Source organism: Microbispora triticiradicis, from assembly GCF_005864065.1.
Taxonomy (GTDB): domain Bacteria; phylum Actinomycetota; class Actinomycetes; order Streptosporangiales; family Streptosporangiaceae; genus Microbispora; species Microbispora triticiradicis.
Window position 1 is genome coordinate 657,451 of sequence record NZ_VANP01000003.1, and the last position, 26,713, is coordinate 684,163.

Annotated in this window: 22 protein-coding genes; 5 read left to right on the forward strand and 17 right to left on the reverse strand. The window is 68.3% G+C overall.

Annotated elements, in window-relative coordinates; translation table 11 throughout:
• Position 1: 1 nt before the first annotated feature.
• Together FED44_RS11150 and FED44_RS38060 are read right to left on the reverse strand one after the other, a co-directional pair.
• Positions 2 to 1,174, reverse strand: a complete 1,173-nt coding sequence (locus tag FED44_RS11150; protein WP_138460569.1) for a radical SAM protein — start codon at positions 1,172 to 1,174, stop codon at positions 2 to 4.
• Positions 1,175 to 1,261: 87 nt separating this feature from the next.
• Positions 1,262 to 1,390, reverse strand: a complete 129-nt coding sequence (locus FED44_RS38060; RefSeq protein WP_262367343.1) for a hypothetical protein — start codon at positions 1,388 to 1,390, stop codon at positions 1,262 to 1,264.
• 528 nt (positions 1,391 to 1,918) lie between these two features.
• On the opposite strand from FED44_RS38060, the gene FED44_RS11155 reads away from it, so the two are divergent.
• The 3 genes from FED44_RS11155 (at position 1,919) to FED44_RS11165 (ending at position 4,016) form a co-directional block, all read left to right on the forward strand.
• On the forward strand, positions 1,919 to 2,185 hold the full coding sequence (locus tag FED44_RS11155; protein WP_133305873.1) for a hypothetical protein: 267 nt from the start codon (positions 1,919 to 1,921) through the stop codon (positions 2,183 to 2,185).
• A gap of 92 nt (positions 2,186 to 2,277) precedes the next feature.
• Entirely contained in the window at positions 2,278 to 3,258 is a 981-nt protein-coding gene (locus tag FED44_RS11160; RefSeq protein ID WP_208758911.1) for an aminoglycoside phosphotransferase family protein, read from the forward strand.
• Between the two features lie 296 nt (positions 3,259 to 3,554).
• The gene (locus tag FED44_RS11165; RefSeq protein WP_138460570.1) at positions 3,555 to 4,016 is read left to right on the forward strand and encodes a hypothetical protein; all 462 of its coding nucleotides are present in this window, start codon (positions 3,555 to 3,557) and stop codon (positions 4,014 to 4,016) included.
• Positions 4,017 to 4,082: 66 nt separating this feature from the next.
• Here the strand turns inward: FED44_RS11165 and FED44_RS11170 are convergent, their stop codons facing one another.
• From FED44_RS11170 to FED44_RS11200, 7 genes are all read right to left on the reverse strand, one after another.
• Complete coding sequence (locus FED44_RS11170) at positions 4,083 to 4,631, reverse strand: SMI1/KNR4 family protein (RefSeq protein ID WP_138460571.1); 549 nt, start codon at positions 4,629 to 4,631, stop codon at positions 4,083 to 4,085.
• Between the two features lie 168 nt (positions 4,632 to 4,799).
• A complete protein-coding gene (locus tag FED44_RS11175; RefSeq protein ID WP_244301831.1) occupies positions 4,800 to 5,615 on the reverse strand; it encodes a hypothetical protein in 816 nt (271 codons plus the stop codon).
• A gap of 639 nt (positions 5,616 to 6,254) precedes the next feature.
• Positions 6,255 to 6,533, reverse strand: coding sequence for a hypothetical protein (locus FED44_RS11180; protein WP_138460572.1), 279 nt, complete (start codon positions 6,531 to 6,533; stop codon positions 6,255 to 6,257).
• Positions 6,534 to 6,807: 274 nt separating this feature from the next.
• Positions 6,808 to 7,233: a hypothetical protein gene (locus tag FED44_RS11185; RefSeq protein WP_187406070.1), complete on the reverse strand. Its 426-nt coding sequence runs from the start codon at positions 7,231 to 7,233 to the stop codon at positions 6,808 to 6,810.
• Between the two features lie 128 nt (positions 7,234 to 7,361).
• Positions 7,362 to 9,542, reverse strand: coding sequence for an ATP-binding SpoIIE family protein phosphatase (locus FED44_RS11190; RefSeq protein ID WP_208758912.1), 2,181 nt, complete (start codon positions 9,540 to 9,542; stop codon positions 7,362 to 7,364).
• Between the two features lie 230 nt (positions 9,543 to 9,772).
• Positions 9,773 to 10,183: an STAS domain-containing protein gene (locus tag FED44_RS11195; RefSeq protein WP_138460574.1), complete on the reverse strand. Its 411-nt coding sequence runs from the start codon at positions 10,181 to 10,183 to the stop codon at positions 9,773 to 9,775.
• A gap of 407 nt (positions 10,184 to 10,590) precedes the next feature.
• On the reverse strand, positions 10,591 to 11,466 hold the full coding sequence (locus tag FED44_RS11200; protein WP_187406069.1) for an NAD(P)H-binding protein: 876 nt from the start codon (positions 11,464 to 11,466) through the stop codon (positions 10,591 to 10,593).
• Positions 11,467 to 11,529: 63 nt separating this feature from the next.
• Here FED44_RS11200 and FED44_RS11205 point away from each other — a divergent pair, with 63 nt between their 5' ends.
• Positions 11,530 to 12,144: a TetR/AcrR family transcriptional regulator gene (locus FED44_RS11205; RefSeq protein ID WP_138460575.1), complete on the forward strand. Its 615-nt coding sequence runs from the start codon at positions 11,530 to 11,532 to the stop codon at positions 12,142 to 12,144.
• Between the two features lie 68 nt (positions 12,145 to 12,212).
• Positions 12,213 to 13,178, forward strand: a complete 966-nt coding sequence (locus FED44_RS11210) for an aminoglycoside phosphotransferase family protein (RefSeq protein ID WP_138460576.1) — start codon at positions 12,213 to 12,215, stop codon at positions 13,176 to 13,178.
• Between the two features lie 11 nt (positions 13,179 to 13,189).
• Here FED44_RS11210 and FED44_RS11215 read toward each other — a convergent pair whose 3' ends face one another.
• The 8 genes from FED44_RS11215 to FED44_RS11250 all read right to left on the reverse strand — a co-directional run bounded on the left by FED44_RS11215 (position 13,190) and on the right by FED44_RS11250 (position 26,609).
• Positions 13,190 to 14,065: a carbohydrate ABC transporter permease gene (locus FED44_RS11215; protein WP_111697769.1), complete on the reverse strand. Its 876-nt coding sequence runs from the start codon at positions 14,063 to 14,065 to the stop codon at positions 13,190 to 13,192.
• Positions 14,065 to 15,006, reverse strand: coding sequence for a carbohydrate ABC transporter permease (locus tag FED44_RS11220; RefSeq protein WP_111697739.1), 942 nt, complete (start codon positions 15,004 to 15,006; stop codon positions 14,065 to 14,067). The genes FED44_RS11215 and FED44_RS11220 overlap by 1 nt, the downstream gene beginning before the upstream one ends.
• Before the next feature lie 76 nt (positions 15,007 to 15,082).
• On the reverse strand, positions 15,083 to 16,474 hold the full coding sequence (locus tag FED44_RS11225) for an extracellular solute-binding protein (RefSeq protein ID WP_208758913.1): 1,392 nt from the start codon (positions 16,472 to 16,474) through the stop codon (positions 15,083 to 15,085).
• Between the two features lie 112 nt (positions 16,475 to 16,586).
• Positions 16,587 to 18,767: an alpha/beta hydrolase-fold protein gene (locus FED44_RS11230; protein ID WP_138460577.1), complete on the reverse strand. Its 2,181-nt coding sequence runs from the start codon at positions 18,765 to 18,767 to the stop codon at positions 16,587 to 16,589.
• A gap of 157 nt (positions 18,768 to 18,924) precedes the next feature.
• Entirely contained in the window at positions 18,925 to 19,920 is a 996-nt protein-coding gene (locus FED44_RS11235) for a LacI family DNA-binding transcriptional regulator (protein ID WP_244301840.1), read from the reverse strand.
• 273 nt (positions 19,921 to 20,193) lie between these two features.
• On the reverse strand, positions 20,194 to 22,566 hold the full coding sequence (locus FED44_RS11240) for a glycoside hydrolase family 3 N-terminal domain-containing protein (protein WP_208758914.1): 2,373 nt from the start codon (positions 22,564 to 22,566) through the stop codon (positions 20,194 to 20,196).
• A 169-nt stretch (positions 22,567 to 22,735) separates the two neighbouring features.
• On the reverse strand, positions 22,736 to 25,552 hold the full coding sequence (locus FED44_RS11245) for an AfsR/SARP family transcriptional regulator (protein WP_167521446.1): 2,817 nt from the start codon (positions 25,550 to 25,552) through the stop codon (positions 22,736 to 22,738).
• On the reverse strand, positions 25,497 to 26,609 hold the full coding sequence (locus tag FED44_RS11250) for a DMT family transporter (protein WP_138460580.1): 1,113 nt from the start codon (positions 26,607 to 26,609) through the stop codon (positions 25,497 to 25,499). Before FED44_RS11250 ends, FED44_RS11245 begins: the two co-directional genes overlap by 56 nt.
• Positions 26,610 to 26,713: the final 104 nt, after the last annotated feature.

Below are 26,713 nucleotides of genomic sequence, written 5' to 3' on the forward strand. Positions count from 1 at the left end.
GCTAGAGGCGTCCCGTCTCGTCGAGGTGGTCGAGCAGGGCGGCGTCGACGGCGTCGCGGAAGGCCGCGAGCGCACGCTCGTCCTGCTGGTTGCGGTACAGGTCCGCGCAGGAGATCCAGCGTTCGCGGGTCTGCGCGCCGGGAAGGTAACCCTCGGCGACCGAGCCGACCTCCCAGCCGGGTTTCCCCGCGGTCTCCCAGCAGCTGGACAGAGTGCCGTCCGCGTTCACCACCGCGCCGTAGCGTCCGTCGCCGTACCCGCAGGTGGCGCATGGCAGGTGAGCACGCGGCCTGCTCACGGAGAAGCCGCGATCGAGTGCCGAGCGCTGCCATCGGGCGAATCCGGCCGCCAGCTCGCCGGTCGGCGTCAGGTCGTTCGCGTACCCGATGCCCACGTCCCCCACCTGGGCGAAGTAGATGCCGCATCTCGAGGGATCCAGGGCGGCGGCGAGCCGGTCGACGAGGGCGTCGACCCCCCGGAACGTGTGGTGGGAGACGTTCACCCTCAGCGTCCACCGGATCGAGGTGACCTCCGAAGCCCTGGCGATGTTGCGGACGATGGTGTCGAAGGTCCCGCCGTGCGACCGGCGGACCCGGATCCGGTCGTGGTCCTCCCGATCGCCGTCGAAGGTGACCTGGACGGACTTGAGCCGGAGCTCTTCGAGTCGCCTGGCCAGCAACGGTGTGAGCAGCGTGAGGTTGGAGATCATCGACGCGGAGGTCAGCCCATGACCGACCGCCCGCGACAGCAGTTCCATGCAGCCTCTGGGGTTGAGCAGAGGCTCTCCGCCGAACAGCAGGATCTTGAGCTTGTCCAGCCCGGCCGCGGCCATCTGCCGGTCGGTGAAGCGGAGAATGGACGTGACGGTCTCCGGCGTCAGCCGGGCGTGGGCGATCCGTGGCGGGCGGCTGCCACCGGCGGTGTCCTGGCTGGTGTTCTGGAAGCAGTACCCGCATCCCAGGTTGCAGTCGGTGCTGGTCAGAACGGTGAGCGAATAGGCGGTCACCGGGGCGGTGGTGAGCAGCCCGCTCTCGCGCAGCCGGCGCTCTGTGCCCGGCTGGAGCGCACCCCCGTCGGTCAGGTGCCGGGCGCGTAGCCGAGCCACCCCGCCGGGACCGACGAACCACCAGTTCTTCGCCCCTTTGAGGATCCGCTCCCCGCTGCTCACGTTCACTGTGGCCTCCGTGACGTCATGGTGGCGAGATCGGGAAGGCTTCCGGCCCCGTTGCGAAGCCGGAAGCCTTCACCCAGCCGGCAAAACTCACAGCGCGTTGCTGTTGTTGGTGAGGCAGGTGCCCGGCTCCTCTTCCTCGTCGGTGCTGTGCGCCACGACCTCGACGTCGTCCGTCTCGGTGGCGTCGAGGGCCTCGGGGGCCTTGTCCTCGGACATAGCGTCTCTCCTTGACTGAAGGTTTGACTGACGGAAATTCCCGACACGCACAGTGTCACCGCGCCACCCCAGCGCAGAAATTGCACTTTTGGGCCATCGCGCTCAGCGCGGCGGCTCGTCGGCCGCCGATCCGGAGATGCCCGTCGTCGCGTCCGAGAACGGCTGCGCGTCATGGAGAGGTACGGCGGCCCTCCGGATCGGACACCGGGTGCCGCCTGACCTGGCTGGAAGACAACGACCGGGCCGAGGAACACGCACTGGAGACGATCCAGACGCGCTACCACCGCGAAGCCCTCGCCCAGGAATTCCACGATCGCTACATAGCGGCTCGACGCGCCCTGACAATCCGCCGACCCGAGCTGCTTGACTAGTAGCGCGCGGCTGTCAGCAGATTACACGATCCGTGTCAGTATTCAGCCTGCTATCCGGGAAGCGACAACCATATGGCTTGCCGCCGCCATAAACCTTTCTATGTTTTACAGTGCAGACATGTTCAACCGAACATAGCGGTCGCGAAAGAGGGGCGATATGGGAAAGAAGAAGAAGACCCCCTTGGCTCACGACATCATCGACGCTGTAGCTACGGTTGCCGGGTCAGCGGTCACGGTGAAGGTCACCGCTCTCGGCGTTGTCACCGGGCAACCAGTAGCCGGAGCGCTCGGGGGCGCCTACGCGGGCAAGAAGGTCCGGGATGAGATCAACAGCCTGAAGACCTCCGAAGGCCGCGAGAAGTGGGGCGAACGTCTGGACAATCTCGGCGAGAACACAAAAAACAACCCATGCCCTGGGTATTGACGGCCGGCACTTACGCGGTCTCGATACTGGTGCGCACAGGATTCATCCCTGCTGCCGGGTAGCGCGAGACAAACACCGGGCACGCCGCGGGCATGGCCCGACGCCGCCCCTGCGGCGCCGAAAACACGTTGCAGAAGAAGACCGGGGCGAGGAAGGCTGCCGGCGTGAAGATGCACGCCAACCAGCTGACGGTGACCCTGGAGACGGTGCGCATATTGGTCGATGAGCAGTTCCCCGAGTGGCAGAGCCTGCCCATCACCCGCATCGCCACCCATGGGACGGCCAACGCCATCTTTCGCGTCGGCGACCGCTTCACAGCTCGGTTCCCCCTGTTACCCGGAGACATCGACCCGACGCGGCGCCGGCTGGAGTCCGAAGCGGAAGCAGCGCGCGAGCTGGCAGGTCGAACGCGGTTTCCCACGCCCGAGCCGGTCGCGCTTGGTGAACCCGGCGCGGGATACCCGCTTCCGTGGTCGGTGCAGACGTGGCTGCCCGGCATCGTGGCCACCGACGAGGACCCGGCCGAATCGGTCGCCTTCGCCCACGACCTGGCCGATTTCATCAATGGCCTGCGCGCAATCGACACACGTGGCCGCACGTTCGCCGGCAGAGGCCGGGGAGGCGACCTTCAAGCCCACGACGCGTGGATGGAGACCTGTTTCAAGCACAGCGAACCACTCCTGGACGTTCGCCGACTTCGCCGGATGTGGGAAGACCTTCGAAGTCTCCCTCGCGAAGCAGCCGACGTGATGACCCACAGTGATCTCATTCCCGGCAACGTCCTCGTGTCCGGTGGTCGGCTGGCCGGGATCCTCGACGTCGGCGGCTTCGGACCGGCCGACCCTGCTTCAGATCTCGTGAGTGCCTGGCATCTGCTTGAGGCCGGGCCGCGGCAGGTGCTCCGCCTCGACCTCGAGTGCGAAGACCTCGAATGGGAACGAGGCAAAGCGTGGGCCTTCGAACAGGCGATGGGGCTCGTCTGGTACTACCTGGAAACCAACCCGGCCATGAGCCTGATGGGCCAACGCACCCTGGAACGCATCTTGGCGGACACCCCCTCGCAGCACCGATGAGAAGGGCCGTCGTGCCAGAGCGGACACTTCCCGACCCGGGCTTTGATTGTTTCCGGGTCATTTCGATCTTCCGGGCCCGGTATGTGCCCGATCCGCCTGGATCTTGCTTGCTCAGCGCCTCCTCGGCGAGCCTTCCGAGCGCGTCGGTGATGGCCCGGTCCCACTCCCTCGCGATGTGCTGCTGGATGAGAGCGGCCCGCGTGGTCAAGAGCGGCGCTCCCTGCCGCCTCGCAATGCCAGATCGCCCCCGGTGCCGTAATGACAGTGAGCCCCTCTTCCTGGCACTCTGCCCGACCATGGGAGTCTTCTTCGACTACTTCAGGGCAGCCACTGACGACGCAGCTGCAGACGTCTTCGACTGGCCGGCAGGTCCCACCTGCCCGCCCCCCGGCACAGAGCCGAAAGACAGCGCCGAACTCAAGAACATCGACCCGCACGTGATGATGGGAACCCTGGAAGCACTGCTCACCGGCAACCGATACGAGGACATCACCGCGCGGCCCAGACACGCCGCCACGCTGCGATTCAGCGACGACGGAGGACAGGGAGTCCTGACCGTAACCGACGAGTTCACCTCAGCACTCGCCGCCGCCAACGATGACCAGATCCGCGCTCTAGCACACCCCTGGTCCCAGACAGAGGAGTTCTGGGGCCTCGCAGACCCAGCCGAACTCACCGAGCTACTCCAAGACCTACGCGACCTGGCAGTACGCGCCACCCAGCACCAACACCACCTGTACTGCTGGACATCTCTCTGACGCCACATCAGATGCAGCCTACGAACGCCTCCGGCGGGAGCTCTCCTCCTCCGGTCTGATCACGTATTAGCTACTTTCCGACAAGCGGGCCCTTGCCATCTCCCACGGCTGCATGTCACCGCCACCGTCGGTGTCTTCCTCGTACCAACCCCTGCCCGATAGCCACGTTTCCAGCCAATTGATCAGGCTCTTGGAGTCGGCGAACCAGGCGAGGTGCCAATCGTCGTTGTCGATCGGGTTCGGGTCGAAGAGCAACACGGCGCCCTCGGAACTCTGGCAGTCCACGGCGGCGTACATGCCACAGCCCCAGTCGAGGATCGGAAGGACTCCCGCAGGCCAGAAGGCTGCGGCGCAGGACAGCGACATCGAGCGTTCTTCAAGATAGACGCTCACCGCGGTACGCCCCTCTCCCAGAAGCGGGAAGAACTGGTAATCGGGGCCGAACCCGCCGTTGGCCACCTCGCGGTAAAGCCTGGCAAGCACCGGAGGCAACGGGAAGCCCAGTTGCTTCTCTGCCTGAACCAGTTCCTCCGCCTCCGCGGTAGGGGGCAACTGCCCTTCGACCGAGAGAGCCTTCGCTGATACCCGCCGAATGACATCGTCTACATCTGCCACAACGATGATCCTGTCATTCGCCTACGACACTTCCCCCGGCGCTTCCTCGGGAGTCCGCTGGCCGAGGCAGCGGATCAGCACGTCCACGGGACAGGACCCTCAATCCACCTCCAGAGACACCAGCCGTGACGTTGTCAGCGGTCCGATGTACCACTCCGGCCTGCGCGATCAGGTGGCGGTCAGCGGGGCGCCGATCTGGATGTCGAAGTACGCCACGAGGTCGTCTCCGTCGACAACGCCCCGGCGCGCGTCGATGATCACGACCGTTCCGGCCACAACGCCGGCGAAACTGGTGCCGGATCGCCGCGACTGTTCGATGCGCTCCGTGACCGGTCGGCGGACCGCCTCGGTAAGAAAAGTGAGGCCGTGCGGAAACTCCTCGCTGAGCAGGTGTCGTTGCCGCCCCGACTTGATCAGGCTGCCGACTCCGAACTGGGCCGAGACGATCTGATCACCATGGAGGGCGACCCGGAAGTAACCGTTCGACTGGGGGCGGTTGCAGCTCTGCTGGGGTGGATAGAAGCAGTCGTAACCACCGGCCAGGAGATCATCAACAGCGAAGCTCATCGTGGTCGCGTAGTGCTCGGAGCCGAACGGCCAGCGCCGCACAGAAGCGTCCAGGGCGGTGACGACCAGTCCATTGTGTCCGTCGTAGCTGTAGTCCGCGTGCGTGTCCCGCCACCCCGTCCGGGGGATATCGTCGCTCCGCCGCGCCGTAGGGGTCTGGAGATCGCGATTGAAGTCGTCGATCTCCTGCCGCACGCGATCACCGGCGTCGGGCCAGATCGCGGTCAGCGCCGGTGCCGCGGCCGCGGCAACCTGATCGTCCTCATGGTTCGCCTCCCCTGGGGACGGAAACCACGCCCAGGCGAGCCGGTCGTCGCGGTCCAGCAGAAACTGCGCCACCTGCGGATAGACCCCGTCCGCCTCATCGCGGTGACCGATTCGGCACCACAAGGCACGGCCGTCCGCATTGGCTCGCACCTGCGCACAGAACCAACCCGCCTCCCTCAACGACCGAGTGAGAGCCCCTGCCGTACCGTCCGTAGGAGCCGGCTCGGCCTGCGAGTTCTCACTTGCTGCGTCATGCGCGTAAACGCCAGTGGGCGGCAGGGACGGCGGCTCGTCCGATCGGGTGCAGCCCGTCAGCACGAGCGGACCGAGGCACATGATCATCAAGACGATGACAAGCGCTCGGCGGACGGGCCGATGTCGGCGTGCGGGCACGGAGAACGGGCGGGACACGAAGCTCATCGAAGCCGCCGCCCACCGAATCGGCAAATTCGGTCTTCAGGCGCGAATGTGCGGTGGCACCGGGTCAGCCGGCGAGTGAGCACACGGCGACAGTGATCCGGGTTCCCCTCGGCGGACGTCGTTCGCGGTGGCGTAAACCCCACTGCCAGTCTTCTCGCTGAACTCACCATTCGTCCGGCAGGAGCAGACCTCGGTCCCTGCCGCTGGAAAGCGACGAGTGCAGCGCCGCTCGGAGCCCAGGGCATTCACTGCTCCCTGGCGTCGCCAGGAGAGGCGAGGAGGCCGCAGGCTTGCTCGGTTCTCCCTGACTTGACCAGGTCGCGAATCGCAGCCGGCATTCCCTCGAAGCCGACCTCTCGGCCGAACCCCCTACCCGCCCCGGGTCACGGTCGCACGGGGCGGCGACTCCCTCTGGGCTTCCGCTGAGCCGACGACGGCGTTGAGCCCACCATTGACAAGCTGCGCGACCGCTTCGCCGGAGACAAAAGGCTGCGACGTCTCTTCAGAGACCCTGATCAGCATCCTGGTGAGGGTGCAGAACAGGCTCACCTTGGTGCCGTAGACACTGCTCACCGCCGGCTCCACCGGTCCCGAGAATCCCTCTGGCCGCTCCGAGCGCCCCTCGGACTTGGTCATGTCGACGTACATGCTCAGATCGGTGTGAACGCTCCACTCTGAGCTGGACAGCCCGTCACAGACCGGAGGAGTTGATCCACGCAAGCATGTCGTACGAACCGACCCTGACCTGCGCCAGGGCTCGCTCCGCCTCGTCGGGCAGCTTCGGTTTGTCAGTAAGACCCTTCAGCTTGATCAGCGGCCACTGGGGCCGGGTCCTTCACCAGCGGGTTTGCAGGTGACGTGGAGCAAGCGCCGATTGCCAGTAAAGCGAAGAATGTGGTCGCGACACGCGCCAGACGATCGATCACTGTGTTTCCCCGTTCGCGCCCGAAAGGCCCAGCCGGACATTCCGTCCTCCGAAGAGGATGACGTCATCCAGGCCATCCCGCGCGCGGGCGTCTACATCAGCGGGGTCGGCCTTCGAGCGGTTCGCGAGGTCGACGACAAGAGAGGCGGCTTCATCGCTCACATAACCGAAACGTCGAGCCAGGTGGCCGACGCAGAGTCCCACGAGACCGAGTAGAGGACTTCCAGGGGCAAGCTGTCGACCGAGCTTGATGCACCAGCCTTCCACGAACGCCTGATTCTCATCCTGAAGTGCCAGGCCCACCAGCACGTCAGCAGCCTCGCCCTCTAGTGCCGCGTTGTGCAGCACCCCTTCCAACACCGTGGAGGCGGGGTCGTGCTCCTCTACAGGAGGGTTGTCAAACAAACGGTGCCCGTGTGTCACAGCCGCACGTTATCGCCGCAGACGCAGAGATTGCCCATTCCGTCAGCGATCAGCTTGTCATTAGGGCGCCGGAGGCGTGGGAGTCTTCTACGTTCGGCCTCGGCCCCCAGCCACCAGGAGAGTCCATCTCATCCGAGGGGCCGTTTCGCGTGGTCGTCAGCAGGGAGGGATTGCTCGGTCCAGATGCATTTGCCGTCATAGAGGTAGCGGGCGCCCCAGCGCCGGGAGAGGGCAGCCACCAACTGCAGGCCCCGGCCGCCTTCGTCGGTGTAGGAGGCGTGGCGGATGCGCGGGGTACTGAGGCTGCCGTCGTAGACCTCGCAGATAAGAGAGCGGCTGCGCAGCAGGCGCAGGCATACGGGGCCCTTCGCGTGCCGGATCACGTTGCCGACGAGCTCGCTGACCAGAAGTTCGGTGGTGACCGTCAGTTCGTCCAGTCCCCAGGTGGCCAATTGTTTGCGGACATATCTGCGGGCCTGTCCGGCTGCCCTGGGATCGTCGGGGAGGCTGCAGGTGGCGACATCGTCGGCGGCGGTACCACGGGTGTGAGTGATGAACAGGGCGGCGTCGTCGTCGGTCTGTTCACGGGCGGGCAGCAGCGCCGAAACGACCGTGTCGCAGAGATTTTCCAGGCACCCGACGTTGTCGCACTGGTCTCCTGACCAGAGGTGAGGAATGCGGGGCACGGCCTGGGCCAGGATCCGGCAGAGCTGAGCCAGTCCCTGGTCGACGTCGCGGGTGGCGGATTCGACCAGGCCGTCGGTGCAGAGCACCAGCAGGCTCTCCTCGGCCAGATGCAATTCGTGGATCTCGAAGGGCGGTTCCGCGGCGCCCAGCGGCGGATCGGCGGCCAGGTAGGGGCACAGCACGGTGCCGTCGGGGTAGACGATGACCGGTGGGGGATGGCCGGCCAGGCAGAGCGTACAGGTCCGGGTGGTGGGATCGAAGACGGCGTACAGGCAGGTGGCGTAGAAGTCGTCACCGAGGTCGCTGACCAGGTCGTTGAGGTGGCCGATCAATTCGTCGGGCGGCAGGTCGAGGTCGGCGAGGGTGCGTACAGCGGTGCGCAGGCGACCCATGGTGACCGCTTCGGTGATGCCGTGTCCCATGACGTCGCCGATCACGATGGCGACCCGGCTGCCGGACAGCGGGATCAGGTCGTACCAGTCGCCGCCCACCTCCTCGCCCCGGCCCGCGGGCAGGTAGCGCGCAGCGGCGCAGGCCACGGGGAGACGGGGAAGCTCCCGGGGAAGCAGGCCGCGCTGCAGTTCCTGTGCGCGGGCGTGTTCCATGTCGTACAACCGGGCCCGTTCCAGCGCCTGGCCGACCAGACCGCTCAACGCCGTCAGCAGGGTGCGCTCCTCGTCGCTGAAGACACGCTCCCGGGTGAACGACACCACACATACGCCGATGGCCCGCCCGGAGGCGATCACGGGCAGGAGCGCCCAGGCGTTCTTCGGTGACGCCTCCGCCACGATCTTCATCGTTGGATAGCGCCGGCGATACTCCGCGCGCGATCCGATGAACCGGGGAGTACCGCTCGTCAGCACATCCATCACCGATGCGGTCTCGGTGAGCGGGACCCGGTCGAGAAGACTGAGGAATTCCGGTGGGTACCCGGCGGCGCCGACCACATCCACTCGGTCGCCTTCGATCAGCCAGACCACGAGCCCGTCGGCACAGAACGGAGGCAGGACATGGTCCGCGACGGCCTGCACGACGTCCCGGCTGGTGACGGCCTCGGCGAGCGCCGCGGTCAGCTCGCCCATCCGGACCGTCTTCTCGGACCCTGCCGCCGAAGCAAGGCCCGGCGCCGTGCCGGGCAAGCCTTCCAGGCGCGCAGCGGCCCATGCCGCTACCGCACCGAGAAAGGAACGCTGCTCGTCGTCCGGCTCGGCGGGCCCTGTCGTGAGCACGGACAACACCCCGACCGGCCCGTCGGCACCCGGGAGGGGCAGTGCCGCCGTGCCGGCTGCCCCAATCCCCAAGCTGTCCCCGCACACCCAGACGTAGCCACCACGCCGCACGGCCCGTGTGGGCGCCACGTCCTGCGCGGTGCAAAGATCCGCCCACACCTCGGCGGTCTCCGGCAGAAGCCCGCTGGCCGCCGCCAGGTGCAGGCGACCGGTAGCGGAATCGCACCTGTGCACGAGGGCGCCCAGGCCGCCCAGGCTCGTCACCGCCTGCTGGAGAGCCAGCGTCAGCGTCTGCGCGCTCCAGTGCCCTTCGTCCGAGGCCCACACAACGCCGAGCTGCTCCGCCTGCGGCTGTTCGGCGTGGCTCTCGGACCTGACTTTCGCGGTCGCCACCTCACCTCCCGGCATAGGCGCGGCAATGGGGCAAGTCACCACTTATGTGCATCAACACTAGCTTTCACGGCCATACGCGGCACTTTCGGGGTCCGCCACACTCCGCCGCTTCGTGTGCACCCCTTGGCAAGCCGGAGTCAGCCGCCCGGCCGGGCCGTCGCCCTCGTCGTCATCGCGTCAAGGGCGGCGCTCCGCACCGCCGGCAGCGCCCGACGGCATCCGCTCGCAGCTCAGATCGACGAAGCGGGGGCCGCGTTCGCGTCCGGCCCCCAGCCGTCCAGACCGCTCAAAGCCTGCTCCAACGTCTCATGTATCTCGAACAACTGGATCAGACCGGTCGTGTTGAGCATGCGCCGGAAAAAGGCCGGTGGAGCAGCCAAAGTCATCCGGATGCCGTGCTCCTGGCAGCCCCGGAACACTCTGATCAACTGGGAGATGCCGGAGGAGTCGCAGAAGCGCATGGGGCCGAAGTCCAGAACCAGACAGCCGTCGCGGAGGTGGTCCCACAGGCGCTCAACCGTGTCGAGCAAGCTGGCAGACCTCGTCCAATCGAGGTCCCCCGTGACGTGGACGACCGCCCACCTGCCGTAGGCACCATGATCCACGTCGAACACGATCCCCTTCGGAGGCACCGTGATCACCGCCTCCTACCCGCGAAGCGTCACCGCCGTACAACCCAGTCCCCGACCAAGGTACGGCAACATCGGCCACACGAGGCGCTCGTCACCGTGCTACGGAAGCGCCCACTACCCGCCTCTCGCCCCATCATGCCTCCGGCGGCGTTGCGCTTCGAAGGTGACTCCAATGTTCCGAAAGACTCTCGCGGCTTGCGCATTAGCCGCCTCGGCTGCTGTCCCGGTGACGTTACAGGCCGCACCGGCCCACGCGTCCCCGGTCGTACAGCAGGACGGCGACGGCCAGCAGCAACAACAGCAGGGGGACGACGGCCAGCAGCAACAGCAGCAGGGGTGAGAACTGAGAGCGCCTGCCTCACAAGAAAGGACTTCTTGTGAGGCATTTCTTTCGCAGGCGAATCGGCGCGGAAGCCTCAATTCATCGGGGCGGGTTTCCCGGTGAACGATGTGGCGTGATCGGTGACCCACTGGCGGAAGGTTCGCGCCGGCCTCCCGAGGAGGTCGGACACCGTCGAGGTGACGTATGCCGGGCGTCCCGTCGCGGCGTTCCACGCCGCCAGGAGCATGTCCGCGGCCGGGCGCGAGGCTTCTGGGGTCTCGCGCCGGAACTCGTCGGGCGGCGTTTCCTCGAACGTCAGCGGGCTGCCCAGCGCGTCTCCGACGATCCGTATCTGTTCGGCCTGGGTGAGGGACTCGGGGCCGGTCAGGACGTAGTCGCCGCCGGCGTGTCCGCCCTCGCGCAGGGTCCGCGCGATGACCGCGGCCACGTCTCGATCGTCGACCGGAGCCGTCTCGGCCGCGCCGTACGGCCACCGGACCACCCCGTCGCCACGGATCGCGGCGGACCACCAGAACAGGGCGTTCGACGCGAACATCCCCGGCCGGACGATCGTCGAGTCGAGTCCGGTGGCCGCGATGAGCCGCTCGATCTCGGCGTGCAGCGCCGCCATCGGGTTCGGTTGCCGGAAGAACGGGTGCGGGGTCCGGTGCGGTGCGGACAGGTAGACGACCCGCTGCGCGTGGGCGGCCAGCAGGTCGACGACGGCCGCCGCGGTCTGCGGCGGGGCGGTCCAGACCAGGAAGACCGTACTTACGGCCTGCAGCGCGGCGCCGAGCGATTCGGGCACCGTGAGATCGCCGTTGACGATCTCGACGTCGGGGGGCAGCGTCACCGCGGCCTCGGAGCGTCGCACGAGGGCACGGACCGGCACGCCCGCATCGATCAGCTGGTCGACCACGGCGCGGCCGATGCGTCCGGTCGCCCCGGTGACGAGCACTGTCTGTTCCATGGCCGCCATCTTTTCGTTACCGAGTTAAAAAAGCAACTCAGTAACAAATGTTAGTCTGACACGGTGAGCGAGCCGGTCGGGCTGCGGGCCCGCAAGAAGGTACGGACCCGGGACGCGATCGCTGACGCGGCGATCTCGCTGTTCCTGGCGCGCGGGTTCGAGCAGGTTTCGGTGTCCGACATCGCCGAGATGGCCGAGGTGTCGAAACCGACGCTGTTCCGCTACTTCGCCACAAAAGAAGACCTGATCCTGCACCGCTTCGCGGACCACAACGGTGAGGCCGCACGCGTGGTCCGTGATCGGCACCCGGATATCCCGCCGATCACGGCGCTGCACCGGCATTTCCGGGCCGGTCTCGATCGCTTCGAGCCGGTCACCGGCCTCAACGATCATCCCGAGGTGGTGGCGTTCCATCGGCTGGTGTTCACCACCCCGAGCCTGGCGGGACGGCTCCTGCAGTACATGCTCGACGATGAGGACGCGCTGGCCGCCGTCCTCGATCCGGGTGTCCGGGGCCGGCTGCAAGCCGCCCAGGTGATCGCGGTCCAACGCGTACTGGCCCGGACCAACTGGCAGAAGATCGCCGGCGGGCGGACCGCACACGACGTGCGACCCGAGGCGGTCGCCGACGCGGACCACGCCTTCGCCCGACTGTGCCACGCGACCGGCGACTCCTAGCCCGCCGCACCCGCACACTCCGGGAAACTCGATTGCCCTGGGCGTACGTAGAGCCAGATCATGCCGGGATGAGTCAGGAGCAGCTTCCGCCACCGGCAGAGGGCGTGCGGATCCCGTGGTCGGCGGTGCCCGAGGACCTGCGGCTCGCGGTGGAAGGTCATCTCGGCGATCGGGTGGCCGAGGCGGTCACGCAGCCCGGGGGCTTCTCACCGGGTGTGGCCGCCCGGCTGCGGCTCGCGGGCGGCGGCAGGGCGTTCGTCAAGGCGGTCGGCCCACAGCCCAACCCCGACAGCCCCGCCTTCCACCGCGCCGAGGCCAGGGTGGCCGCCGCGCTGCCGGCCGGCGTGCCCGCGCCCCGGCTGCTCGCCTCCTTCGACCGGGACGGCTGGGTGGTGCTGCTGTTCGAGGACGTGGAGGGGCGCCTGCCCGCCCAGCCGTGGGTGCCGGACGAGCTGGCCCTCGTGCTCGACGCGCTGGCCCGCATGGCCGAGGCGCTCACCCCCGCCCCGATCGAGGTGCCGGCCGCCGCCGAGAAGCTCGACGACGAGTTCCGGGGCTGGCGGCGCCTGGCCGCGGACGGCGCGGACCCGGCCGCCGTCCTCGGCCCCTGGGCCGTACGGCACCTGCCGCGGTTGGCGGAACTGGAGGAGCGATGGGGGCAGGCGGCCGAGGGCGACTGCCTCGCCCACGCCGACCTACGGGCGGACAACCTGCTGCTCACGGCCGACGGCCGGGTGCTCGTGGTGGACTGGCCCCACGCGTGCCTGGCCGCGCCGTGGTTCGACCTGCTCGGGATGCTGCCCAGCGTGACCATGCAAGGGGGGCCACCACCGGCCCAGATCTTCGACGGCCACCCGGCCGCGAGGAACGCCGATCCCGGAGCAGTCACCGCCGTTCTCGCCGCGATGACCGGTTACTTCCTGCAGCGAGGGCTCCTGCCCCCGCCGCCCGGCCTCCCCACCCTGCGTGCCTTCCAGCTCGCGCAGGGCAGGGTGGCGCTGGCATGGCTGCGGCAGCGGACCGGCTGGAAGTGACGTCGGCCGCGTCAGCGCAGGCCCCCGACGGACAGTCCGCCGCGCCAGTGCCGCTGCAGGGTGAAGAAGGCGACGATGAGCGGGATCACCGACACCAGCGCGCCCAGGATGATCAGGCTCCAGAGGGAGGTGCTGCCCGCGTTGTTCGCGGAGGCGATTCCCTGCCAGAGGCCGAGTCCGACGGTGACGGGGAAAAGGCGGTTGTCGGAGAGCATGGCGACGGGCAGGAAGTAGTTGTTCCAGGACGCCACGGCGGACAGGAGCAGCACCGTGACCACCGCGGGCCGCATCAGCGGGAGCGCGACCTGCAGGAACGTCCGCACTTCACCCGCGCCGTCGGCCCGCGCCGCGTCCAGGATCTCGTCGGGGACCGCGTCGCGCGCGTACACGTGCATCAGGTAGACGCCGAACGGGTTGAGCAGTGACGGAAGGATCACCGCCCATATCGTGTTCGTCAGGCCGAGCCCGGAGAACATCACGAAGGTGGGAATCACCAGGGCGGTCGCGGGCACCATCAACGCGCCCAGCAGGACGGAGAAGCCGAAACGCCTGCCGGCGAACCGGTACTTGGCGAATCCGTAACCGGCCATGACGGCCAGGATCGTGGCGCCGATCCCGCCCGCGAACGCGTACAGCGTGGAGTTGAGGATCCACCTGCCGTAGATGCCGCCGTCGTAGGTGAACAGCTGCCTGAGGTTCTCGAAGTAGTCGATCCGGTCGGTGAACCACAGGGTGTTGCCGCCGCCGAAGAGGCCGGGGGCGTCCTTGGAACTGTTGACGATGACCCACCAGAACGGCACGAGGAAGTAGACGACCAGGAAGCCGAGGAGCACCTGCAGGGGCAGGTGGCGTTGTGGCGGGCGGCGTGCGCCGGAGCGGCCGGTCATCACAGAAAGCTCCTCCGCTTGCGGGTGAAGAACAGGAAGGCGTAGACGCCGGCGAACACGATCCCGCCGAGGGCGAAGGAGATCGCCGACCCGTAGTTGAAGTTCGCGAGTGCGAACGCCTGCTGGTAGGCGTACATGTTGGGGGTGAAGTCCGGCCCGATCGTGCCGGCCGCGAGGAACCGCAGGAACTGTGGTTCGTTGAAGAACTGCAGCGTGCCGATGAGCGCGAAGACCAGGATCAGGAGCAGCGCGGGGGCGATGAGCGGGATTTTGATCCGCAGCGCGATCTGCCACTTGCCGGCGCCGTCCATGCGGGCCGCCTCGTAGAGTGCCGGGTCGATGCCCTGCAGCGCGGCGTACAGGATGATCATGTAGTAACCGGCCCACTGCCAGGTGACGACGTTGACCAGGCCGTAGAAGACCAGGTTGCTGCTGAGGAAGTCGGGCGCGGTTGCGCCGAACAATCCGAAGATGTCGGAGAGCGGCCCGAAGCTCCTGCTGTACAGAAACCCCCACATCACCGCACCGATGACCGTGGGAATCGCGTACGGAAGGAAAATCATCAGCCGCGAGAACCGGGCGAACGCGGAGGTGACGGTATCCAGGATGAGGGCCATCGCGAGCGCGATGACGATCTGCAGCGGGATGGCGACCAGGGAGAAGCGGACGACGAACCACGCCCCGGAGAGGAAACTCGGGTCGGTGAACGCCTTCACGTAGTTGTCGAACAGGACGAAGCTGGTGCCACCGATCAGCTTCTTCCGGAAGAGGCTGAGGTACAGCGCGTACGCGAGCGGCGCGATGAGAAGCGCCAGGAAGACGAGCCCGAAGGGCCCGACGAAGAGCCATCCCATCAGGTGCTCACGGAGACGCACCGTGCCGCGGACCTTGTGCGTTTTCTCTTGAGTGCTCGACGCACTCTCCTCGATCAGGAGGGTCATCTTGGGCTCCGGGAGGTCGATGCTGGGGAGTGGCGGGTGGGCCGGCCGGTCGAGGACGGCGGGCCCACCCGTGGTGTCACTGGACGGTGAAGCCTTGCTCCTTGGCGTAGCCCACCACGTCCTCCTGGACGCGGTCGGCCGCCTGCGCACCGGTGATGGAGCCCTCGATGACCGCGCCGATCTGCTTCGTCATGGCATCGAAGTAGTACTGGCCGAACGGGCTGTAGGTCATGCCCTTGTAGGCGTTCGCCGCGGGGACGTAGACCTCCTTGTTCGCCTGCTGGCCGTCGAAGAACGACACCTTCAGATCCACGAACTTGGGATCGTTGAGCGCCTTGAGGTTCAGCGGGAAGATGATCTGGTTGGTCCAGCCGTCGGTGAGCGACTCGTCGTCGGCGTAGAGGCCGTACGCCACCTTCGCCGCGAGTTCGGGGTTCTTCGCCTGACTCGTCACCGAGAAGGCCGACCCACCCCAGTTCACCTGCACCGGGTTGGCGGGATCCCACTGCGGGAGCGGCGCCACCGCGAACTTGCCGGTGTCCTTGCCCTTGCCGACGCCGGCGCCGGTGAGGTACCCGGGCGCCCAGGCCGCCGAGATGTACGTCGCGTACTTACCGTTGATGACGCCGGAGATGTACTCCGGCGTGAACTGGTCCTGCGTCCCGACCAGGCCCTTCCGCGCGAGGTTCCCCCAGTAGTCCAGGACGTCCTTGGACGCCTGGTCGTTCAGCGCGATACCGATCGACTCGGGCTTCGCCGGGTCGTAGGTGATGGGAGTGGCGCCCTTCTGGATCTGCAGCGCCATCATGACGGCCGGCACGTTCGCGCCCAGGTCGCCGAACAGCGGGCCTCCCGCGTCCTTCACCTTCTGCGCCGCCTGCTCGTACTCGGCCCACGTCTTCGGCGGCGTGATCTTGTACTTGTCGAAGATGTCCTTCCGATAGATCATCGCCATCGGGCCGCCGTCGACCGGCACGCCGTAGACCGCGCCGCCGATCGAGACGTCCTTCCACGCGCCCGGGCCGTAGTTCGCCTTGACGGCGTCGAAGCCGTACTGCTTGATGTCGACGAGCGCCTTCTGGATCTGGAAGGTCGGGATCCGGTCCGCCTCGATCATGATCACGTCGGGCGCGCCGGTGCCCGCCGAGATGGCCGTCTGGAACTTGTCGTACTCGTCGCCGCCCTGGCCGACGTTGGTCCAGCAGACCTGCACCTCGTTGTTCTGCTTGTTGAAGTTGTCGACGACGAGCTGCATGTTGGGGTACCAGCCCCAGAAGGTCACGACCGGCAGGTCCTTCTTGCTGATCGTGTTCGTGCAGTTGCTCGCCTTGTTTCCGGTCGTGTCGTTTCCGCTGTTGCTCGCCCTCGCGCTGCTTTCGCTTCCCGCGGTGGAGGAGCAGGCGGCGAGCACGCACGCCGCGGCGAGCATGGCTGTGGTGGCGAATATTCTCTTCGTCTTCGTTGACATGATTTCCCCTCCGGGTCCGCGTCCTGTCCTTCGTGCCGGCTCCCGTACGCTGCGGGCACCGCCGGGGCAGGAGAACGCCCATGCCCCGGCGGCACCGCCTCGTCGGGCCTACCTAGCGCTTGAACAGGCGCGGCGCCAGGTCGATGAGGTTCTTCTGCCACACGTCCCAGCCGTGCGGCCCAGGGGTGACCCCGTCGAACTCGTAGCGGACGCCGAGGTCGTTCATCGTGGTCAGGCCCGCCATGAACGACGGGTACACGAAGTCGGTCACATCGCCGACGTACATGCGCAGCAGCTTGGTTCCGTTGTTGATCGCCGCCACGTCGACGCCGCTGCCGCTGCCGAACCCGGCCGAGAACGCCGCGATGTAGGCGAACCGGCCCGGGTACGCCTTGAGCACCCCGATCGTCTGTCCACCGCCCATCGAGAGGCCGGCCAGGGCCTGCTGAGACGGGTCGCTGGAGATGTTGTAGCGGGCCCGGGCCGCCGGAACGATGTTCTCCAGCAGCTCCTTGTTGAAGTCGGACGTGTTGCCGTTGCCCATCACGACCACCATCGGCACCAGCTTCCCGTCGAGGAAGTGATGGTCGAGGATCTGCTTGGCGCGTCCCATCTCGACCCAGTCCGTGTAGTTCTGACCGCCACCGTGCTGGAGGTAGAAGACGGGATACGGCTGCGCGCGGTTCGGGTCGTATCCGGGCGGGGTCCACACCAACGCGGTCCGGTCGGCGTTCGCCACGTTGCTCCGGTACGTCAGGCTCTCCACCTTTCCGCCCTGACCGGCGGGAACGTCCGAGAGCAGGCGTGACCTCTCTCCGGAGATGAAGAAGGTGCTCCAGGTCGGCTCGGTGGTCACCTTCGTCGGGTTCGACACGTCCTTGAACGCGACCCGATCCACGATGAGCCGGTAGTAGTAGAACCACGGGTCCAGCGGTCCCACGGTCGCCCGCCACCGGTCGCCCTCACGGGACATCGGGACGCGCAGCCAGCTCCCGCCGGGAGCGATGTTCGCCCACACGGTGACGTGCTGGGCGTTCTTGAAGTCCGTCGTGGTCTCGAAGGTGACGAAGCGGTCCCGCACGAACGGCGTCGGGGTGGTGCCGGGCGCCGGCGGGTTGAACTCGCCCTTCAGCGGCTCGTGACCGGCGCTCGGACCATGGTCCGGCGCCTTGCGGAACAGCCGCGGCACGAAGTCGATCAGGTTCTCCTGCCAGGCGGTCCAGTTCGCCCCGGCGTCGGGGTTGACCCCGTCGAACTCGTATCTGACACGGGCGCGGTCCAGCGCCTTCGTGAGGCGGACGGTGGCGTTGTAGGCGGGGTCGGTCACGTTCCCGGTGTACAGGCGCAGCAGCTTGGCACCGGGGTTCGGCCCGGGACCGGGCCTGCCTCCGGCGATCTCCGTGAGGAGACCCGAGAACGAGCCGGCGTAGGCGAACTGGCCGGGACCGGTCAGGGCGGCGCGCAACGCCTGCGAGCCGCCCTCGGACACACCGGCGATCGCCTGGTGCTCCCGGTCGTGATGGACGCGGTAGGCGTCCCCGACGGCCTTGCGGAGGTCCTTGAGGTCCTTGTCGTCGTCCGGTCCGCGACCGTCGGTGATCACGACCACCATCGGCTCGATGGAACCGCCGGCCGACAGGTTGTCGAGGATCTGCTTGGCACGGCCGAGGTCGAGCCAGTCGGTGGCGCTCCTGTCCGGGCCGGACAGCAGGTACAGCACCGGAAGCGGCTTGCCGCCCTTGGCCGGGTACCCGGGCGGGGTCCAGACCAGAGCCGACCGCTCCTCCTTCCCGGCCCGGTAGGTCAGGGTCCCGACCTTGCCGCCCTGCCCTTCGGGCGCGTCCGCCAGCAGACGCGCCGAGTCGCCCGGGACGAGGAAGGTGCTCCACAGAGGCTTGGACGCCACGGTGGTGGCGTTCGTCGGATCCTTGAGACCCTTGGTGTCGTCGCCCGTGACCTGGTAGGAGTACAGCCCCGGCTTGAGCGGGCCGAGGATCCCCGACCAGGCGTCGCCCCGGCGGGTCAGGCCGAACTCCGCCCAGGCGGAGGAGGGACCGAAGTTCCCCTCGACGACGACCTGGGACACCTGGCCCACGTTGGTCTGCACGTAGGCCGCCGGGACGGTGAACGACGCGTAGCCGTCCTCGGAGACGCTCAGCCAGGGCGTGTCCGCCACCGCGGATCGCGGCGGGAGCAACACCGCCGCGAGTGCCATGACTCCGGCGACGACCGCCGCCGAGAGCCGGCGTACGCCCATGGGACGCACTCTGCCGTGATATAATGACAGTGACATACCGATCTCCTTTGTGGTCGCCAGCGGATTGCGCCCGACTGACCGACCTGATTCATCGGTGGATGTGGTGTGGACTCTGTTCCTGCACCTCCGTCCATCGCGTCTGTTTTCGATTGACCTGACGTCAGGTACGGCCGGATACCGCACCTGTGGGTTGTCAGGGTCTTGTTGTGGTCCTCGGCGGTGCGGTGCTGCCGCGGACCACCAAGCGCGTCGGGAGCAGTATCTGGCGGGGGCCCTCCCACTCATCGGTCACCAGTGATCGCAGCATGCGCGCGGCCTCGTGTCCGAGCCGGTACATCGACTGGTCCACCGTGGTCAGCCCCGGCTCCGCCAGCGCGGACTCCGGAATGTTGTCGAATCCGACCACCGACAGGTCGCCGGGGACGCTGAGTCCCAGCTCCTTCGCGACCTCCAGCACCTTCAGGGCCATCCCGTCGCTCGCTGCGAAGATCGCCGTCGGACGGTCCGCCCTTCCCAGCAGCTCACGCGCCAACGGGACCGTGGACTCGGGATTGAAGTCGCCCCTGCCGATCAGGGCCGGGTCGACCGGCACGCCGGCTTCGGTCAGCGCCCTCCGGTAACCCTCCTCGCGCGACCACGCGGCCGCGAGGCTGGAACGGCCCGCGATGAATCCGATCCGCCGATGGCCCAGGCCCAGCAGATGCTCGACGACTGTGACGGCGCCCGAGAGGTTGTCCGCCGTCACCGACGGCACCGTCGAATCCCGCACCGGATCGATGACCACGACCGGAGTGCTGCTCCGCACCTCGCCCCAGGGCGTGACCACGATGCACCCGTCCGTGAGCGTGCCCGACAGGCGGGTGAGGTGCCGTTGCTCCCAGCCCTCCGAGTACGTCCCGTAGACGGCGCTGTTGGCGTAGACGATCAGATCGAAGCTCGACCGGGCCAACGCCTCCATCACGCCCTTGAGCACCTCGGCCGTATAGGACTGGAAGCTGTGGGTCACCAGACCCAGGACATTGGTACGACTGCGCCGCAGACTCGTCGCCACCAGACTCGACTCGTAGCCCAGCCGTTCGATGGCCGAACGGACCTGCGCGGTGGTGCCGGTGCTGACGCCGTAACGCCCGTTGACCACCCGCGACACGGTTGCCACGGAGACGCCCGCCAGTCGCGCGACATCGCTCATGGTCACCGGAGCTCCGCCATCGGCCATGCGGCCCTCTCTGTTTGCAATCGTTATCGGTTACGTTTGCGGTTTTTTTAACGTAAGCGACAACGATTGCGAAGACAAGACCCATTTCGGCCACTCACCGCGCCGACCGTACGTCCAATAAGGACATGACCAGAATGCGCAGGTGAGGCCGGCGTGGGTGACAGGGCGGACGACAGGGCGGACGACAGGGCGGACGTCCGCCGTGCGCCGCCACGGCTGGTCGCGCATCGGCAGGCCGTCGTCCCGTCAGGCCGGCGACGTGGTCGCCTGAGGCGGTTCGCCGACGGTGACCGTGCCCGAGTAGGCCTTCCGGACCTTCGGCCGGCCGGAGTCGCCGGTGATGGTGAACGTGCCCGCGAGCGTACGAATATCGGAGGAGAAGCCGACGTACACCTCGATGAGCCCGGTTTCCACTGAGTAGTTCATGTCCCTGTCGTAAAAGCCGAGCTGGCCCGTGGGCAGGTCGAAGCGTACGGCCGTTCGCTGCCCGGGACCGGCGGCGACACGGGCGAAGCTCTTCAACTCGAGCACCGGCCGGGTGACCGTCGCCTGCGGGTCGCGAATGTAGAGCTGGACGACTTCCTCTCCGGCTCGATCACCGACGTTGGCCACGGTGGCCTCCACGGCGACGCTGTCCCCGGCGATCACTTCGATGCGGTCCAGAGCGACCTGTTCGATGACGAACGGGGCGTACCCCAGGCCGTGACCAAAGGGGTATCGCGGGCTGACGGGCGAGTCGACGTAGTCGCCGTGCCAGTGCGACCGCCCGCCGGACACCTTGTGTCCGTAGAAGACGGGGATCTGGCCCACGGTCCGCGGGTAGGAGATGGGCAGCTTCCCGCTCGGGTTGACCTCGCCGAGCAGCACCTCGGTGATCGCCTGCGCCCCAGTCTGCCCCGGCAGCCAGGCCAGCAGCACCGCGGCGCACTTCTCGTGCAGGAAGTCGCCGCCGACCGGCCGACCGGCGACGAGCACCGCCACCACGGGTGTTCCGGTAGCGACGACGGCTCGGACCAGATCCTCCTGGACGCCGGGAAGCTCCAGGCTGGACCGGTCCCGCGACTCTCCCGTGGTGGCCCGAGTCGTCAACCCCGAACGATCACCCAGGACCAGCACCGCGACGTCGGCGGCCGCGGCGGCCGCGACCGCCTCGTCGAAACCGTCCCTCGACGTGTCGATCACGTCGCACCCGTGCGCGTAGCGCACCCGGTCGCCCAGGCGGGCCGTGAGCTCGTCGCGCACCGTGGGGACCCCGTCCGTGCTCTCCTCGATCTTGAGGTCGTCCGGCACGGTCATCGTCTGGCCGAGCAGACCCTTCCGCTCGCGCGCCTCCAGCAGCGACTCGACATGCGCCGCGAAGGAGTAGTCACCGAGCAGATGCCGGGCGCTGTCGGCGTTCGGCCCGATGAGGGCGACCGTTCCGGTGCCCGGCCGGAGCGGCAGGACGCCGTCGTTCTTGAGCAGGACGAGGCTGCGGCGAGCCACCTCGAGCGCCACCTCCCGGTGCCGCTCGGTGTTCACCGCCACCGTCACCGCGGCCTCGTCCACGTAAGGGTTCTCGAACAGGCCGAGCTCGAACTTGTGCCGGAGCACCCGCGAGACCGCTTCGTCCAGTCGCCCTTCACTGATCTCGCCGGCGTCCAGGGCCCCTGCCAGCGCCTCCGCGTACGCGTCCGTGGCCGGAAGCTCGACGTCGGTGCCCGCGGTGAGTGCCAGAGCCGCCGCTCGCCGCTTGTCCTGGGCGAAGTGGTGATACGAGTGGAGATCGTCGACGGCGAAGTAGTCCGACACGACGGTCCCCGCGAAGCCCCACTCTCCACGGAGGACATCGCCGAGGAGCTCACGGTTGGCATGGCAGGGAATCCCGTCCAGCTCGTGGTAGCCGGCCATCACCGACTGAAGGCCCGCCTCGCGGACCGCCGCCTCGAACGGATGGAGATACACCTCCCGCAGCAGACGAGGCGGCAGGTGCGCCGGCGCCCAGTTCAGCCCGCCCTCGGACGCCCCGTAACCGACGAAGTGCTTGGCCGTCGCGACGACGCCCTCCGCGAGAGAAGCACCCTGCAGGCCCCGGATGAACGCCACGCCCATGCGGGCCACCAGGTACGGGTCCTCCCCGTAGGTCTCCTCCGTCCGGCCCCAGCGCGGATCCCGCACCACGTCCAGCACCGGCGAGAGCCCCTGATGGCTTCCCATCGCGCGCATCCGCGCACGGACGGCATCCGCCAGCAGCCGGTTGAGCTCCGGCTCCCAGGTGCTCGCGACGCCGATCGCCTGAGGGAGGATGGTCGCCTCCCGCGCCATCAACCCGGAGCACACCTCCTCGTGGACGATCGCCGGGATCCCCAGCCGGGTCTCCGTCACCAGGAAGCGCTGGATCTCGTTTGTCACCCGCGCCACCTGCTCCGCCCTGAGACTTGTGGCTCCCGCGACACGGGTCACGTGCCCCAAGCCGTGCCGGAGGACCGTCCGCGCCCGCTCGGCCGAAAACCGCCCGCCCTCCATCAGCGAGAACGCCCAGGCGCTCCCCAGCTGTGCGAGCTTCTCCTCCCGGGTCATCCGGGCCAGCAGATCCGTCACGCGCTCCCCGACGGCAGCGGCCGGATCGGTGTAGGTCACTGCCGGCTCCGGACTCACAGCGGTCATCCGGTACCCCAATCACGCCTTGATCAAGTGGATCCCGTGCCTACCGCAAACGTGATCGATAACGTTTGCAATACAAAGATCGCTGATCGACGTCGCGATGTCCAGAGTCCGCATCCGAGACCCGGCCCCCCGGCCGGGCCGGTCACGGGTGGGCCGCGGTCTCGGGTTCGCCGAGCCAGGTGGGGGTGATGCCGAGATTCCGGCAGATGGCCTCGGCGAGGGCGAAGGACTCGGCCGCCTCCTCCGTCCTCCCCCGGCTGCCGGCGACCCGTCCGAGGTGGTGCAGCACGTCGGCCTCGACGATCCGCTCCCCCGCCGCCCTCGCGTGCGCCAGGGCGAGCGTGAGAGTGCGGTGCGCGGTGTCCCATCGCGTCAGGGCGGCCCATGCCCGGCCCATGCCGTACAGGGCGTGGGCCATGCCGACCTGGTCGTCGATGGCCTGGCAGAACTCGTGGACGCGCTCGAACCGGGGCAGGGCCTCGGCCGGTTCGCCGCACTCCAGGCTGAGCTCGCCGAGCCGGTAGTTCACCTGCTGGGCCAGGCGGGCGCCCTGCGCCTTCTGCGCCATCTGCAGGGCCTGCTCCAGATTGATCCGGGCCTCTTCGTGGTTGCCGAGCTGGAGATGGATCTGCCCGATCTGACGGAGCACGAGTGCTTCGTTGCCGACGTCGCCGAGCGCGCTCAGAGCGGCGGCGCTGCGCCGGGCGCGGGAGAGGGCGTCCTGGAGCCGGCCCCCGAGACGGTCGAGTACGGCCAGCTTGTGCTCGGTGATGGCCTCGGCGTGCCGGTCGCGCAGCGCCGTGAAGATGGTGGCGGCCTGCCCGATGAAGTTCGCCGCCGCGCCGTAGTCGTGTCTGTGCAGGCTGAGCTCGCCGAGCTCGGCGAGGATGACCGCCTCGCCGCGGCGGTTGCCGGCGGCCCTGGTGGCGTCGAGGGCGATCTCGTGCGTCTGCTCCCACTCGTCGTGGTGTTTGCGGACCTCCAGGAGAGGTGCGGCGGTCACCGCGAGATCCCAGCAGAGGTCGTCGAAGTCCAGGTGCGCCGCCTGGCGGACCGCTCCCTGGATGTTCGGCAGCTCGGCCTCGCACCAGGTGACGGGATCGACGACGATCTCCCTGAGGTGCTCCTCCCTCATCGGCCGCCGCCGGGCCGTGCCGTGCAGCACCAGGTGGTCGTGGCCCGCGAGCTGGGTGTGGGCGTACTCGGTCACCGTCAGCAGGGCTCCGATGGCCCGCTCCAGCGCGGCGCGCACCTCCGCGCAGGGGAGCTGCGCCTGCGCCTGCTGCCGGGCGAAGATGCGGACCAGGTCGTGCAGGCCGTACCGGGGCTGGCCGTGGTCTCCGGTCGCCACGGTGACCAGGTGGCTGTGGGCGAGCTGGTCCAGGAGGTCCTCGGCCTCCCGGAGCGGGCAGTCCAGCAGCGCCGACGCCGCCCATTCCTCGTATTCGACGAGGTCGAGACTGCCGAGCAGCATGAGAAGGAGCCTGGCCCGCGGCCCCAGGGCCGCGTAGGAGAGCATCAGGTTGGCGCGCACGTCCAGTTCGCCGTGCACGAGTTCGTCGAGCCGATGGTGCTCTCCGGCCAGCCGGTCGACCATGCGGCGTACGGGCCAGTGCGGCCGGGCGGCGAGCCGCGCGCCCGCGATGCGCAGCGCGAGCGGGTGCCGCCCGCACAGGCGGACGAGCCGCGCGCCGGCCTCCGGGCTGCTCCTCATGCGGTCGTCGCCGAGCATCCGCTGCAGGAAGTCGATCGCCTGCTCCTCGGTGAAGGACTCGAGCTCCAGCCGCCGTATGCCCGGAACGGCGGTGAGGCGGTGCCGGCTCGTGATCAGGACGGCGCAGCCGCTCGTGCCCGGGATGAGCGGCATCACCTGGCTCTCGTCCGCGGCGTCGTCGAGGATCAGCAGCGCACGTCGCTCCGAGAGCACCTCCCGGAGCATCGCGCTGCGTTCCTCGATGTGCTCGGGCAGCCGGTGGTCGGGCACTCCCAGGGTGCGCAGCGAGCCGGCCAGCGCGACGCCCGGCGGGATGCGGCGCGCCGCCTCGGCCCCACGGAGCGGCACGAAGATCTGCCCGTCCGGAAAGTCCTCCCGCAACCGGTGGGCGACGTGTACGGCCAGGGTGGTCTTGCCCGCGCCTCCCCGGGCGGACACCGCCACGATCGACGGGCCGACCCGGTCACCGGAGGTCAGCCAGCGGGTGATCCGCGCGATCTCCTCGGCCCGGCCGGTGAAGTCGGGGGTGTCGGCCGGGAGGTTGCACGGGCGCGGGGAGGCGGCGGCGGGGTCCTCGCCCGGCGACACGGCCTCCCGCAGGATCGCCTGTTCCTGTTCCCGCAACTGCGGGCCGGGCTCGATGCCGAGCGACTCGACGAGGAGGGCGCGCGTGTCCCGATAGAGCTGCAGCGCCTCCGCCTGGCGGCCCGACCGGTGCAGCGCCTCCATCAACCGGCCGCGCAGCGACTCACGCAGCGGGAACTCCTCGACGAGCTGGACCAGGACGGGGATCATGTCCGCGTGCCGGCCGAGTGCGAGTTCGTGCTCCACCCACTGGCCGACGGCGGTGAACCGCTGTTCCTCCAGCACCGCGGCCTCCGTACGCAGCGCGGGGCAGTCGTCGAGCCCCGCGAAAGGCACGCCGGTCCATTCGTCCAGCGCCTCCCGGAGGATCTCCGCCGCCCGCGCGACGTCGCCGCCGGCGGCCGACTCCTCGCTCCTGGCGACCAGCGCGGAGAACCGCAGGGCGTCCACCTCGGCGGGCCGTACGTGGAGGAGGTAGCCGCGGTCGACGCGGGTGATGCGGTGCGGGTCGCCCAGCGTCGTCCGGAGGCCGCGGATGTAGGCGCGCAGGTTCGCGGCCGCGGACGCCGGCGGGTCCGACGGCCACAGCCCGTCGATCAGCCGGTCATCCGGTATGGCGGTGTTCGGACAACAGAGCAGAAGGGCCAGGAGCGTTCGCACCTTCTGGCCCTTCAAGGGGACCGGGGAGCCATTCGCCGTCAGCTCCAGCGGTCCGAGTATGCGGAACCGCAGATCTGGGTGCTGCTCTCCCCCGGCCATGGCGGGTAAATACTATGTCAAAACCCTGCGGCCGGCCGGTGAATATGCTTCGCCCCCACTTCAGCGACACGCGGGACGGCTTCACGTCCATGAGAAGCACGCCGAGCACCATGGTCGCGGCGCCCGCCCAGCCCAGCGGCGTCAAACGATCTCCCGCGAGCCAATATCCGAAGACGCCGGCGAAGACGGGTTCCATCCCGAGGATGACGGACACCCGGGTCGGCGAGGTGCGCCGTTGCGCGTACGCCTGAACGAAATAGGCAAAGGCGCTGGCGGCCAGCCCGGTGAACGCGATCGCGCCCCAGGCGTCCCATTCGCCGGGCAGGCGGAAATCCTCCTTGATCAGCGCGATGCACAGGGCGACCGTTCCGCACGTCCCCAGTTGCACCGCGACCAGGGCTCCCGTGGGGAAACGGCGGACCGCCCGGTCCATGGCGATGATGTGCAGCGCGAAGCAGAGGCTCGATGCCAGGGTGAGCGCGTCGCCCAGCGGGTGGAAGGCCCCGCCGTAACCCGAGAGGAGCAGCAGGCCCAGGGCGGCCGTCGCGATGCACAGGGCGCTCCAGCGGGTGACCCGCTGACGAAGGAGCACCGCGGCCATGAGCGGGGTGAACACGATGTAGAGACCGGTGATGAAGCCCGAGTTGGACGCGGTCGTGTAGGTGAGACCGATCGTCTGGAACGCGTACCCGCCGACCAGCAGCAGGCCCAGACCCGCCCCGGCACCCCATCCCGTACGTGAGAGCCGGCCGATCTGCGCGGCGTACGGCACGGCCACCACACCGGCCGCCAGCAGAAAACGGAGAGCCACGAACGACCACGGCGGCACGTTTTCTATGGCGTCCTGAATTACGACGAAAGTAAGCCCGAAAACGGCGGCGACCACGACGAGACCCGACTCCGCCATCCACGCGGCCGGCGCGTCCGTCTTCCGCGCGACGGGCTCTTCGATCGACATCAACGGTTTCCTCCGGGCGACGTGCTGGGACACGAGGCTAGGCGGCCGTTGTATAAGCGCCGTATATGCGGCGCGCACGGTCGCGATACCCGGTCGCCCGGCAC

Bases quoted from the DNA above. Each gene is read 5' to 3' on its own strand.
- FED44_RS11165 (WP_138460570.1), top strand. From the start codon at position 3,555: ATGGGAGTCTTCTTCGACTACTTCAGGGCAGCCACTGACGACGCAGCT.
- FED44_RS11200 (WP_187406069.1), bottom strand. From the start codon at position 11,466: ATGGAACAGACAGTGCTCGTCACCGGGGCGACCGGACGCATCGGCCGC.
- FED44_RS11250 (WP_138460580.1), bottom strand. From the start codon at position 26,609: ATGTCGATCGAAGAGCCCGTCGCGCGGAAGACGGACGCGCCGGCCGCG.
- FED44_RS11220 (WP_111697739.1), bottom strand. From the start codon at position 15,006: ATGACCCTCCTGATCGAGGAGAGTGCGTCGAGCACTCAAGAGAAAACG.
- FED44_RS11225 (WP_208758913.1), bottom strand. From the start codon at position 16,474: ATGTCAACGAAGACGAAGAGAATATTCGCCACCACAGCCATGCTCGCC.
- FED44_RS11160 (WP_208758911.1), top strand. From the start codon at position 2,278: ATGGCCCGACGCCGCCCCTGCGGCGCCGAAAACACGTTGCAGAAGAAG.
- FED44_RS11180 (WP_138460572.1), bottom strand. From the start codon at position 6,533: ATGTACGTCGACATGACCAAGTCCGAGGGGCGCTCGGAGCGGCCAGAG.
- FED44_RS11230 (WP_138460577.1), bottom strand. From the start codon at position 18,767: ATGTCACTGTCATTATATCACGGCAGAGTGCGTCCCATGGGCGTACGC.
- FED44_RS11155 (WP_133305873.1), top strand. From the start codon at position 1,919: ATGGGAAAGAAGAAGAAGACCCCCTTGGCTCACGACATCATCGACGCT.
- FED44_RS11235 (WP_244301840.1), bottom strand. From the start codon at position 19,920: ATGAGCGATGTCGCGCGACTGGCGGGCGTCTCCGTGGCAACCGTGTCG.
- FED44_RS11215 (WP_111697769.1), bottom strand. From the start codon at position 14,065: ATGACCGGCCGCTCCGGCGCACGCCGCCCGCCACAACGCCACCTGCCC.
- FED44_RS38060 (WP_262367343.1), bottom strand. From the start codon at position 1,390: ATGTCCGAGGACAAGGCCCCCGAGGCCCTCGACGCCACCGAGACGGAC.
- FED44_RS11210 (WP_138460576.1), top strand. From the start codon at position 12,213: ATGAGTCAGGAGCAGCTTCCGCCACCGGCAGAGGGCGTGCGGATCCCG.